9 protein-coding genes and 1 pseudogene are annotated in these 13,031 nt (G+C 32.6%); all 10 read left to right on the top strand.

Going from position 1 to position 13,031, the window contains the following annotated elements; all coding sequences use genetic code 11:
• Position 1 precedes the first annotated feature (1 nt).
• Positions 2 to 328: a succinate dehydrogenase, hydrophobic membrane anchor protein gene (gene sdhD / locus AC5SL4_RS06255; RefSeq protein ID WP_018413620.1), complete on the top strand. Its 327-nt coding sequence runs from the start codon at positions 2 to 4 to the stop codon at positions 326 to 328.
• The gene (gene sdhA / locus AC5SL4_RS06250; RefSeq protein ID WP_494576722.1) at positions 328 to 2,100 is read left to right on the top strand and encodes a succinate dehydrogenase flavoprotein subunit; all 1,773 of its coding nucleotides are present in this window, start codon (positions 328 to 330) and stop codon (positions 2,098 to 2,100) included. The genes sdhD and sdhA overlap by 1 nt, the downstream gene beginning before the upstream one ends.
• Positions 2,100 to 2,873: a succinate dehydrogenase iron-sulfur subunit gene (locus AC5SL4_RS06245; protein ID WP_011281565.1), complete on the top strand. Its 774-nt coding sequence runs from the start codon at positions 2,100 to 2,102 to the stop codon at positions 2,871 to 2,873. Before sdhA ends, AC5SL4_RS06245 begins: the two co-directional genes overlap by 1 nt.
• Before the next feature lie 24 nt (positions 2,874 to 2,897).
• Positions 2,898 to 4,391 carry a CoA-acylating methylmalonate-semialdehyde dehydrogenase gene (locus AC5SL4_RS06240; protein ID WP_494587277.1) on the top strand — a complete coding sequence of 498 codons (1,494 nt, stop codon included), beginning with the start codon at positions 2,898 to 2,900 and terminating at the stop codon, positions 4,389 to 4,391.
• A gap of 8 nt (positions 4,392 to 4,399) precedes the next feature.
• On the top strand, positions 4,400 to 5,362 hold the full coding sequence (gene mdh / locus AC5SL4_RS06235) for a malate dehydrogenase (protein WP_011281563.1): 963 nt from the start codon (positions 4,400 to 4,402) through the stop codon (positions 5,360 to 5,362).
• Complete coding sequence (gene sucC, locus AC5SL4_RS06230) at positions 5,362 to 6,522, top strand: ADP-forming succinate--CoA ligase subunit beta (RefSeq protein ID WP_271626402.1); 1,161 nt, start codon at positions 5,362 to 5,364, stop codon at positions 6,520 to 6,522. Before mdh ends, sucC begins: the two co-directional genes overlap by 1 nt.
• Position 6,523: 1 nt before the next feature.
• On the top strand, positions 6,524 to 7,399 hold the full coding sequence (gene sucD, locus AC5SL4_RS06225) for a succinate--CoA ligase subunit alpha (protein ID WP_011281561.1): 876 nt from the start codon (positions 6,524 to 6,526) through the stop codon (positions 7,397 to 7,399).
• A 34-nt stretch (positions 7,400 to 7,433) separates the two neighbouring features.
• A pseudogene (locus AC5SL4_RS06220) lies at positions 7,434 to 10,336 on the top strand (2-oxoglutarate dehydrogenase E1 component).
• Positions 10,337 to 10,338: 2 nt separating this feature from the next.
• On the top strand, positions 10,339 to 11,616 hold the full coding sequence (gene odhB, locus AC5SL4_RS06215; RefSeq protein WP_011281559.1) for a 2-oxoglutarate dehydrogenase complex dihydrolipoyllysine-residue succinyltransferase: 1,278 nt from the start codon (positions 10,339 to 10,341) through the stop codon (positions 11,614 to 11,616).
• Positions 11,617 to 13,017, top strand: a complete 1,401-nt coding sequence (lpdA, locus tag AC5SL4_RS06210) for a dihydrolipoyl dehydrogenase (RefSeq protein WP_018413616.1) — start codon at positions 11,617 to 11,619, stop codon at positions 13,015 to 13,017. It abuts the gene before it with no gap.
• The last annotated feature ends 14 nt before the right edge of the window (positions 13,018 to 13,031 follow it).

Below are 13,031 nucleotides of genomic sequence, written 5' to 3'. Positions count from 1 at the left end.
AATGAACTCTGTAACAAAAAAATGGCTGTTCATGAAAATTAGTTCAGTAATTTTAGTACCTTTAATGATTTGGTTTATTCTAAATTTAGTTTCAATTTTTGATAAAGATTATATTGAGGTTGTTAATTTCTTTACCACTCAACCATCTAAAATTTTAGTTTCTTTAACACTAGTATTTGCTTACTTTTTTTCTGCCCTAAGTATTAGCGAGGTATTTGAAGATTATATTCAGAATGAAAAAATCAAAAATGCCGCAAACAAAGTACTTAATATTTTTGCTATAATAATGCCAATTATAACAATAACTGTAATATTGAATTTAAACTAATGAGCTCATATAAAATAATAGACCATGAATACGATGTCATCGTACTTGGTGCCGGAGGATCAGGTCTAAGAGCTGCTGTTGGTTTAAGTGAAGCTGGTTTAAAGACAGCCTGCATTTCAAAAGTATTTCCAACAAGAAGTCATACCTCAGCTGCTCAAGGAGGAATTTCTGCATCTTTAGGGAATATGGGTGAAGATGATTGGCGTTGGCATATGTATGATACTGTTAAAGGTGCTGACTGGTTAGGTGACCAAGATAGCATTGAGTATCTTTGTAAAGAAGCTCCAGCTGCTGTTATAGAGTTAGAAAAATATGGAGTTCCATTTAGCAGAACTGATGATGGCAAAATTTACCAAAGACCTTTTGGTGGAATGACAAAAAATTATGGTAATGGAATTGTTCAAAGAACATGTGCAGCTGCAGATAGAACTGGACACGCAATACTTCATACTCTTTATGGACAAGCTTTAAAACATAACACTGAATTTTTTATTGAATATTTTGCTTTAGATTTATTAATGAAGGATGGTGAATGCAAAGGTCTTATTGCTTGGAATTTAAATGATGGAACAATTCATAGATTTAGAGCGCACAGCACAATAATTGCAACAGGGGGTTACGGAAAAGCTTATTATTCTGCAACTTCAGCACACACTTGTACTGGAGATGGAAATGCAATGGTTTTAAGAGCAGGCTTACCATTACAAGATATGGAATTTGTACAATTTCACCCAACAGGAATTTATGGGCACGGAACTTTAATTTCTGAAGGTGTTAGAGGTGAAGGTGGATATTTAGTTAATTCAAAAGGTGAAAGATTTATGGAGCGTTACGCACCAAAAGCTAAAGACTTAGCATCTAGAGATGTAGTAAGTAGATCAATGTCAATTGAGATTAACGAAGGAAGAGGTGTGGGTAAAGAACAGGATCATGTTCATTTACACTTAAGTCATTTAGACAAAAATATTATTGAAAGTAGACTTCCAGGAATAACGGAAGCAGCAAGATTATTTGCAAATGTTGATGTAACTAAGGAGCCAATACCAGTAGTGCCCACTGTTCATTATAATATGGGAGGTATCCCAACAAACTATAAAGCTGAAGTATTAACAGGAAATGATTCTGAAACAGTTCCAGGATTAATGGCAATTGGTGAGGCTGCCTGTGTTTCTGTTCATGGAGCAAATAGATTGGGATCTAATTCTTTAATTGATCTAGTTGTATTTGGAAGAGCTGCAGCCAAGAGAGCTGCAGAACTTGTAAAACCAGGAACTCCACACGAGGATATAGGAGAGACTGAAACAGAAAAATGTTTAGAAAGATTTGATAAATTAAGAAACTCTAATGGTGAAAATAGTACTGCAGAACTTAGACTTTCAATGCAAAAAACTATGCAATCAAAGTGTGCTGTTTTTAGAACAGAAAAAACGCTTAAAGAAGGTGTTGATAATATTAGAAAAGCATATGATGGAATGGAATCAATTTCTGTAAAAGATAAGTCACTTGTTTTCAATACTGATTTAGTGGAAACATTGGAATTTGATAATTTGATAAGACAAGCAATTACAACAGTGGATTCTGCTTATAATAGACAAGAGAGTAGAGGTGCGCATGCAAGAGAAGATTTCCCAAAAAGAGATGATGAAAAATTTATGCAACACACTATTGCTTGGTGCAATGGAAAAGATTCAAAAATTGGATATAGACCAGTTACTAAAACAACTTTAACAAATGAAGTTCAATACTTTCCACCTCAAGAAAGAGTTTACTAGTGGTTCAAATAAATTTACCTAAAAATTCAGAAGTTCAAAAAGGTAACTATTACCAAGATAAGACTGGGTCAAAAAATATTAGAAAAGTAAATGTTTACAGATGGGATCCCTCAAATGGAGAAAACCCAAGAGTAGATACCTATGAAGTGGATATGGATAATTGTCCATCAAAAGTATTAGATATTTTAAATAAAATTAAAAACGAAATTGACCCATCATTAGCTTATCGTAGATCGTGTGCACATGGAGTTTGTGGATCTTGTGCAATGAATATGGATGGTAAAAATGGTTTAGCATGTACAAAGCCTCATTCAGAAATTGAAGGTGATATAAATATTTATCCATTACCTCATTTAAAAGTTAAAAAAGATTTAATTGGTGATTTAAGTGGATTATACAAACAGTATGAATCAATCGAGCCATGGCTAAAAACAAATACAAAAGTTGAAACCACTGAGATATTACAAACTAAAGAAGACAGAGTAAAATTAGACGGTGCATATGAATGTATCATGTGTGCATGCTGCTCAACATCTTGTCCAAGTTATTGGTGGAATGGTGATAAATATTTAGGTCCTGCAGTTTTACTTCAGGCTTATAGATGGATAGTTGATAGTAGAGATGATGAAAAAAAAGAGAGATTAAAAAAAGTAGCTGATGAGCTTAAACTTTATAGATGTCATACTATTATGAATTGTACTAATGCTTGTCCAAAGGGATTAAATCCAGCAAAAGCTATAGCTGAATTGAAAAAAATGCTTGCAACAAGCTAATTACCCCTTTAAATAACACCATTCATGAATTTATTAGAACATTTTGTTGGCGGAAAGCTAATTTCAGGCTCTTCTGACAGAAAAAGTAAAGTTTTTAATCCAGCAACTGGTGAACAAGAGTCTGAGGTAAGATTAGCCAGTAAAACTGATCTAGATAAAGCTGTAGAAGTAGCTCAAAAAGCTTTTGAAACTTGGTCTTTAAAACCTTCACTTCAAAGAGCAAGGGTAATGTTTAAATTTAAAGAGTTAATAGAAAAAAATGCCGATGAACTTACAAAGTTAATAGTTTCAGAGCATGGGAAAGTTTATGAAGATGCCAAAGGTTCTTTAACAAGAGGACTAGAAGTTGTTGAATTTGCGTGTGGTATTCCACATTTACTTAAAGGAGAATTTTCAGAAAATGTAGGAACAAATGTAGATAGTTGGTCTATGCGACAACCACTTGGAGTTGTTGCTGGAATTACACCTTTTAATTTTCCTGCAATGGTGCCAATGTGGATGTTTCCTATTGCTATTGCATGTGGAAATACATTTATTTTAAAACCGTCAGAAAAAGATCCATCTTGCCCACTAAGATTAGCAGAATTGCTAACAGAAGCAGGACTACCAGATGGTGTTTTTAATGTTATTAATGGAGATAAAGAAGCTGTTGATGCGATTTTAACAAACAAAGATGTCAAAGCTGTAAGCTTTGTAGGCTCAACACCAATTGCAAAATATATTTATGAAAACTCTGCAAAAAATGAAAAAAGGGTTCAAGCTTTAGGTGGTGCAAAAAATCATTTAGTTGTAATGCCTGACTGTGACCTTGATGGTGCGGTAAATGGATTAATGGGTGCTGCATATGGGTCTGCAGGAGAGAGATGTATGGCACAATCAGTAGCAGTAGCTGTAGGAGATATAGGTGATGAGCTAGTTGCTCGTTTATCAAAAAAAGCTGAAGCATTAAAAGTAGGACCTGGTATGGATAAAACATCTGAGATGGGTCCACTAGTTACCAATGAACATTTAGAAAAAGTAAAAAGTTATGTTGATCTTGGAGTTGAAGAAGGTGCTAAATTAGTTGTTGATGGAAGAAATATAAAACTTCAAGGATATGAAAATGGTTTTTTTATAGGGGGTTGTTTATTTGATCACGTTAAAAAGGATATGAGAATTTATAAAGAAGAAATATTTGGACCTGTTTTATCAGTCATAAGAGCTAAAACTTTTGAAGAAGCAACAAAGTTAATTAACGACCATGAGTATGGTAATGGAGTAAGCATTTACACAAGAGATGGTGATGCTGGAAGAACGTTTGCTAGTAAAATTCAAGTTGGTATGGTTGGAATTAATGTTCCAATACCTGTACCAATGGCATTCCATAGTTTTGGTGGATGGAAAAGATCATTATTTGGAGATAGTGCAATGCACGGAGCTGAAGGAATTAAATTTTATACAAAGCTTAAAACAGTAACATCAAGATGGCCTTCTGGAATAAGATCTAATGCAGAATTTGTCATGCCAACAATGAAATAAGGAGAGAAATGAAAAAAATATCTTTAATAGGAGCAGGTCAAATTGGGGGCACTCTTGCTCACTTAATAGGAACTAAAGAAGTAGCTGATGAGGTGGTACTTTTTGATGTTGCAAGTGGTATAGCTAAAGGAAAAGCTCTAGACATAGCTCAATCTTCCTCTGTTGATGGTTTTAATGTAAAATTTTCAGGTACAGACAATTATGAAGATATAAAAGATTCAGATGTAATAATAATCACTGCAGGAGTTCCAAGAAAACCAGGAATGAGCAGAGATGATTTATTAGGTATTAATTTAAAAATTATTAAACAAGTAGCAGAGGGTATTAAAAAAAATGCACCCAATGCATTTGTAATATGCATTACAAATCCACTAGACGTTATGGTGATGGCCTTTCAAAAATTTTCAGGCTTACCAGCAAATAAAGTAGTTGGAATGGCAGGAATTTTGGACAGCTCAAGATTTAAATTATTTTTATCTCTAGAGCTTAATGTTCCGGTAAAAGAAATTGAAGCAATGGTTATGGGAGGTCATGGAGACACAATGGTTCCCCTACCAAGATTTACAAAAGTTTCAGGTAAACCATTATTAGACTTAGTTAAAGAAGGAAAAATATCTCCAGAAAGGTTAGAAGAAATTAATCAAAGAACTAGAGATGGAGGAGCTGAGATTGTTAAATATCTAGAAAAAGGTTCTGCATTTTATGCACCAGCAGCTTCAGGTGTACAAATGGCAGAAGCATATTTAAAAGATGAAAAAAAATTACTTCCATGTGCAGTTCATTTAAATGGTGAATATGGAGTTAGTAATGTTTATGCTGGTGTACCAGTAATAATTGGTAAAGATGGTGTTGAAAAAATAGAGCAAATAGATTTAGATGAAAAAGAAAAAAAAGAATTTATGCACTCTATAGATGCTGTGAAAGCATTATGGGAAGCTGCATCTAAAATAGATCCAGATCTTTCTAAATAATGAATATTCACGAACACCAGGCCAAGCAAATTTTAAAAAAATATGGAGCGGTAGTTCCTGAAGGAGTTTTTGCTTTTACAGTTGATGAGTTGATTGAAAAAGTAAAATCATTAAAAACAGAAAAATTTGTTTTAAAAGCACAAATTCATGCTGGTGGACGAGGTAAAGCTGGAGGTGTAAAAATTTTAAACACAATTGATGAATTAAGTGTTGCTGCAAAAGAATTGCTTGGAAAAACACTCGTAACACATCAAACTGGCCCAGCAGGAAGAGAAGTAAAAAGATTATATGTAGAAGAGTCCTCTAATATTGATAAAGAATTTTATTTATCTTGTTTAGTAGATAGAGCAAGTTCAAAAATAGTATTTATATCTAGCGATCAAGGTGGAATGGACATTGAAGAAGTTGCAGAAAAAACTCCAGAAAAAATTATAACAACTAAAATAGATATTACTGATGAAATTTCTGATGCTGACTGTGAAAAAATAATTGCAATTTATGCTTTAGCAGATGATGCAAAAAAACAAGCAATAGCGCTGATAAAATCAGTATATAAAATGTTTTTAGGCACAGACGCCAACATGGTTGAAGTTAACCCACTAATATTAACTAAAGAAAAAAAAATAATTTGTTTAGATGCAAAAGTTAATTTTGACTCTAATGCTTTATTTAGACATCCTGAAATAATCGAGCTTAGGGATTTAAATGAAGAAGATCCCACAGAAATAGATGCGAGTAAACACGATCTTGCTTACATAAAGCTAGATGGAAGCATTGGCTGCATGGTCAATGGAGCAGGTCTTGCAATGGCAACAATGGATATAATTAAATTATATGGTGAAGAGCCAGCAAATTTTTTAGATGTTGGAGGAGGAGCTTCAAAAGAAAAAGTTTCAGCTGCTCTTAAGATTATTCTTTCGGACAAAAATGTTAAAGGTATATTAATAAACATTTTTGGGGGAATTATGAGATGTGATGTCCTTGCTCAAGGTGTTGTTGATGCTGCCAAAGAAATAAATATAAGTGTTCCATTAGTAGTTAGACTTGCAGGAACAAACTTTAAAGAAGGAAAAAAAATTTTAGATAATTCAGGATTAAAATTAATTTCAGCAGAAAATTTAGATGATGCTGCACAAAAAATAGTAGAGGCTATAAAATAGAATGTCAGTTTTAATTGATAAAAATACAAAAGTTATATGCCAAGGTTTTACAGGTACACATGGAACTTTTCATTCAGAACAAGCATTAAAATATGGAACTAATCTTGTGGGTGGAGTTACTCCAAAAAAGGGAGGACAAAAACATCTTGACCGTCCAGTATTTAATACTGTAGCTGAAGCAAAACAAGAAGTTGGCGCTGATGCAACTATGATTTATGTGCCAGCAAAATTTGCAGCGGCAGCTATTATAGAAGCAATTGATGCATCCATTGAGCTTATAGTTTGTATTACCGAAGGTGTACCAATTCAAGATATGCTTCGTGTAAAACAAAAGCTAAATAATTCAAAAAGCAGATTGATAGGACCTAATTGTCCAGGAATAATTACTCCTGATGAATGTAAGATTGGGATTATGCCTGGAAATATTCACAAGAAAGGTTCTGTTGGAATTGTTTCAAGATCTGGAACTTTAACTTATGAGGCAGTTGCACAAACAACTGAAAATGGATTAGGACAATCTACTTGTATAGGAATTGGTGGAGACCCGATAAATGGGACAAACTTTATTGATTGTTTAGATTTATTTTTAAATGATGCTGAGACGGAATCTATTCTTATGATTGGTGAAATTGGCGGTTCTGCTGAAGAAGAAGCAGCTGAATTTGTTAAAAACCATAAAATAAAAAAACCTATGGTTGGATTTGTTGCTGGAATAACAGCACCTCCAGGAAGAACAATGGGTCATGCAGGAGCTATTATTTCAGGTGGTAAGGGCGGAGCAGAGGATAAGATAAAAAAGATGGAAGAATGTGGAATTACAATTGCAAAATCACCATCAGAACTTGGCAAAACATTATTTAATAAATTATCTAATTGAAAATTATTTATCTGATATTATATCAATAGAATAGATGTCATCATCAAAAAATCTCGAATTCGAAAAAACTTCATTTCTTAGTAAGTCTAACAGTGCATTTATAGAGCAAATGTATTTAAAGTTTATAAATAAAGACAAAGATCTTCCTGAAAGTTGGCAAAATTATTTTGAGGGTATGAGTGAAGATTTAAGTATGATTGCCAAAGAAATTAATGGTCCATCATGGAGTATAAAAAAAAAATTGATATTGATGAAGTTGAAAAAAGGACTGAAGAAGGCGAAAAAAAACTTTCTAATGAAGGCAACATTGCAAAAGTTAATTCAAAAGATTTAGTCAAAAGCAATATTAACTCAATTAGAGCTGTTGCATTAATTAGAGCATATAGACAAAGAGGACATTTATTAGCTAAGCTTGATCCTCTAGGAATGATGGAAACAGAATATCTAGATGAACTTCATCCTGAGCATTATGGATTTAAAAAAGAAAATTATGATGAGAAAATTTACTTAGATGGTGTAATTAATAAAGAACACTCTACTATAAAAGAAATATTAAATTTCCTAAATAAAACTTACTGTGGTCCAATTGGTTATGAATATATGCATATATCAAACCCAACAGAAAGAAAATGGCTTAGAGATAGAATTGAGCAAGATGAGAACTCTCTTCAATTTACAAAAAATGGTAAAGAAGCTATTTTAATGAAACTAATTCAAGCAGAAGGTTTTGAAAAATTTTTACATAAAAAATATGTGGGAACAAAAAGATTTGGTTTAGATGGGGGAGAAGGTTTAATACCTGCGCTAGAACAAATAATTAAAATTGGTGGGCAAGCTGAAGTTAAAGAAGTCAAAATTGGTATGTCTCATCGAGGAAGACTCAATGTATTAGCAAATGTATTACAAAAATCTTACAAAAGAATATTTAATGAATTTGCAGGAGATGTTCAAACATCAGGGGAAGAAGGTGCAGGAGATGTAAAATACCATCTAGGAGCATCATCAAATAGAGAGTTTGATGGCAATTCTGTGCATGTTAGTCTTACAGATAACCCTTCACATTTAGAGGCAGTCAATCCTGTGGTACTTGGACAAACTCGAGCAAAACAATTTTTTCACAAAGATAAAGAAAGAAATAAAGTTATACCAATTCTGATACATGGAGATGCAGCCTTTGCTGGACAAGGAGTTGTGGCTGAATGTTTTGCCATGTCTGGTTTACCAGGCCATAACACAGGTGGAACAATTCATATTATTGTTAATAATCAAATAGGCTTTACTACAAGCCCAAGATTTGCAAGGTCATCACCATATCCATCTGATGTTGCAAAAATGGTAGACGCTCCAATACTTCATGTGAATGGAGATGATCCAGAAGCAGTTGTTTATGCAACAAGGATTGCAACAGAATTTAGATTAAAATTTAATAGAGACGTAGTGGTTGATTTAATCTGTTATAGAAGATTCGGACATAATGAAGGAGACGAACCTTCTTTTACACAGCCATTGATGTATAAAAAAATTAGGTCTCACCCTACACCAGTTGAGCTGTATGGGAAAAAATTAGTAAATGAAAATACACTTTCTGAAAATGAGTTAAGTAAATTTAAAACAGATTTTAAAAATTTGCTTGATGATCAATATAAAAATGCAAAAGACTATAAACCAAAAATAGAATGGTATGAGGGAACATGGTCAAGATATAAACCAGAAAAAGGAAAAGATAAAAGAGGTGTAAGTGGCTATGATCAACAAAAACTTTTAGAAATTTCTGAAAAAATTAATGCAACTCCAGAAAAATTAAAATTACATAAAACTATTGTTAAAATTTTAGATGCTAGGAAAGCATCGGTATCTAATGGAAAAGGTATTGACTGGTCAACCGCTGAAGCACTAGCATTTGGATCATTGTTAGAAGAAGGTTATCCAGTAAGATTAGTTGGACAAGATTCTGGTAGAGGAACATTTAGTCAAAGACATTCAGTTTTGAGGAATCAAGAAGACAACTCTAGATATATACCTTTAAATAATATTTCAAAAAATCAAATGAGATACGAAATAGTTGATAGTTTTTTATCAGAATTAGCAGTTTTAGGTTTTGAGTATGGATATAGTTTAGTTGAACCTAATACTTTAACTATTTGGGAAGCACAATTTGGAGATTTTGCAAATGGAGCACAAGTAGTTATTGATCAGTTTATTGCATCAGGAGAAAGAAAATGGACTAGAGCATCTGGGCTAGTAATGCTTTTACCTCATGGATATGAAGGCCAAGGACCAGAACACTCTTCAGCAAGACTAGAAAGATTTTTACAACTATGCGCAAATGATAACTTACAAGTATTGAATTGTACAACTCCTGCAAATTATTATCATGCTTTAAGACGACAAATGCATAGAGAATTTAGAAAGCCATTAATAATAATGACTCCAAAATCTTTATTAAGAAATAAGCATTGTGTTTCAAATATAGAAGACTTTGGTAAAGATAACTTTTTTCATAGAATTTTATGGGATCATGCACTAGATGAAGAAAATGGATTTATAAAATTAAAAGAAAGCTCAAAAATTAAAAAAGTAATTTTATGTTCAGGAAAAGTTTATTTTGATCTACTAGAAGCAAGAGAAAAACTTAAGAAAGACGATGTAGTATTGTACAGAATTGAACAACTTTATCCTTTTCCGGTAAAAAGTTTAGTTAGAGAAATTAAAAAATATGCAAAAAATGCTAATTTTTATTGGTGCCAAGAAGAACCAAAAAATATGGGGGCATGGTTTTCTGTAAGAGATTATATACAATGGACATTAGAAACTATTAACGCTAATAATACTGGAATTTCTTATATAGGAAGAAGCCCAGACGCGTCTCCAGCTACAGGTTATGCAAAAAGACATCTTGCCCAACAACAAGAAATTATAAAAAAGGTTTTTGAATAAAAATGAGCGAAAAAATTTTAGTACCAGTTCTTGGAGAAAGCATTACTGAAGCGACAGTTGCTAAGTGGCTTAAGAAAGAAGGCGATACAGTGGTAGCTGATGAGGCAATTGTAGAATTAGAAACTGATAAAGTTAATTTAGAAGTACCATCTCCAATTGATGGGGTTTTGTCTGAAATAAATTCTAAAGATGGAGAAACAGTCGAAGTAGGTGCTCTTCTTGGTATGATAAGTCAAAATGGAGCTCAACCATCTGAAAAAAAGATAATTACAAAAATTGAACCTAAGAAAACAGAAAATAATGTAGTTAATTTAGAAATTAAAAAAGAAGCTCCTAAAGTTCTTAAAGAACCTGAAGAGGAAGAGCCATTGGTATTAACCAATGAGGTTAAAGAGGAGAAAACTAATTCTTCAAATAATAATAATGAAATACTTTCACCAGCAGTAAGAAAAATTGTAGTTGAAAATAAAATTGATTTAAAAAAAGTTAGTGGCTCTGGTAAAGAGGGTAGAGTTCTTAAAGGTGACCTAATTAGTATGATGGGAGAGAACCCTCAACCATCAGAAAGAAAAATTAAATATGGTCAAGAAGAGAGAATTAAAATGTCTAGGCTTAGACAAACAATTGCAAAAAGATTAAAACAAGCACAAGAAAATGCAGCATTATTAACAACTTTCAATGAAGTTGATATGACTGGCATAATGGAAATGAGAAAAGAGAACCAGGAAGACTTCCAAAGCAGGTACGGAATTAAATTAGGGTTCATGTCATTTTTTGTAAAAGCATGTGTTGCTGCACTAAAAATGTATCCATCAGTTAATGCTGAAATTGATGGAGATGAAATTATTTATAAAAATTATTATAATATGAGTTTTGCAGTAGGAACTGAAAAAGGATTAGTAGTACCAGTATTAAGGGATGCAGATCAATTGTCATTTGCTGATATTGAAAAAAATATTAAAACTATTTCTGAAAAAGCGAGAGATGGAAAAATAACCATAGAAGACCTTCAGGGTGGAACTTTTACAATTAGTAATGGTGGAGTGTATGGTTCAATGTTATCTACTCCAATATTAAACTTACCTCAATCTGGTGTATTAGGTATGCATAATATAGTCGAAAGACCAATGGTAGTTGATGGTGAGATTAAAATTAGACCTATTATGTATCTTGCCTTATCTTATGATCACAGAATTATAGATGGAAAAGAGTCAGTATCATTCTTAAAAATGGTTAAAGAAAATTTAGAGGATCCAAGAAGGTTATTTTTAAATATTTAAATGTCAGATAAATTTCAAGCAGTAGTAATAGGTGGTGGTCCAGGAGGCTATGTGTGTGCGATAAGATTAGCACAATTAGGACTTAAAACTGCATGTATAGAATCAAGAGGTTCATTAGGTGGAACCTGTTTAAATGTAGGGTGCATACCTTCTAAAAATTTACTAAATATTTCAGAAAATTATCATAAGGCACAAAATTTTTCTAAACTTGGCATAGAAGTGGGTGAGGTAAAACTTAATCTTCAAAAAATGATGCAAAATAAGGATAAAGCAGTAACAATTTTGACTAAAGGTGTAGAATTTTTATTTAAGAAAAATAAAGTCACTTACTTTAAGGGTACAGGAAGTTTTAAATCTGCAAATAAAATTTCAATATTAGATGATCAAAAAAAAGAAACTATAATTGAAACAGATAAAACAGTTATTAGCACCGGGTCAGTTCCAGTTGCATTACCAGGTATTGAATTTGATGAAAAAATAATTGTATCTTCAACAGGAGCATTAACTTTAGAAACTGTGCCAAAAAAAATGGTTGTTGTTGGTGGTGGTTATATAGGGTTAGAGATGGGATCTGTTTGGTCTAGATTAGGCGCTGAGGTTCATGTGGTTGAATTTTTAGAGCATATTACTCCTGGTATGGATAGAGAAATATCTACAGAGTTTATGAAAATATTAAAGAAACAAGGAATTAATTTTCATATGCAGACAAAAGTAGAAGGAATTAAAAAAAATGCTAATGGTGCTATAGTTTCAACAACAGATAAAGATGGAAAAAAAGCAGATTTTGATTGTGATGTAGTTCTTATATCTGTTGGTAGAAAACCTAATACAACTAACTTAAATTTAGAAGCAATTGGTGTTGAATTAGATCAAAAGAAAAGAATTAAAACTAACAAAACATTTCAAACAAATATTAAGAATGTATATGCTATTGGAGATGTAATTGATGGACCGATGCTTGCTCACAAAGCTGAGGACGAAGGTATTGCAGTTGCAGAAAATATTGCAGGACAATCAGGACATGTTAATTATGATATTATTCCTGGAGTTGTTTATACAACACCAGAGGTTGCTTCAATTGGGAAAACAGAAGAACAATTAAAAGAAGCAAATACTAAATATAAAATTGGTAAATTTTCATTTATGGCAAATTCAAGAGCTAAAGCAATTGATGAAGCAGAAGGTTTTGTGAAAATCTTAGCTGATGAAAAAACAGATAGAGTTTTAGGAGCACATATTATTGGACCTCATGCAGGTGAATTAATTGGAGAAATTGGAGTAGCAATGGAGTTTGGTGCTAGCGCTGAAGATATTGCAAGAACGTGTCATGCGCATCCAACATTCTCAGAAGCTGTAAAAGAAGCAGCTTTATCAGTAGATAAAAGAGCAATACACTCTTAAAGTATTTTCATATT

It is taken from the genome of Candidatus Pelagibacter sp. PS_02 (genome assembly GCF_059418065.1).
The sequence above is the reverse complement of the archived record's forward strand: the minus strand, read 5'-3'. Positions and strand labels throughout refer to the sequence as shown.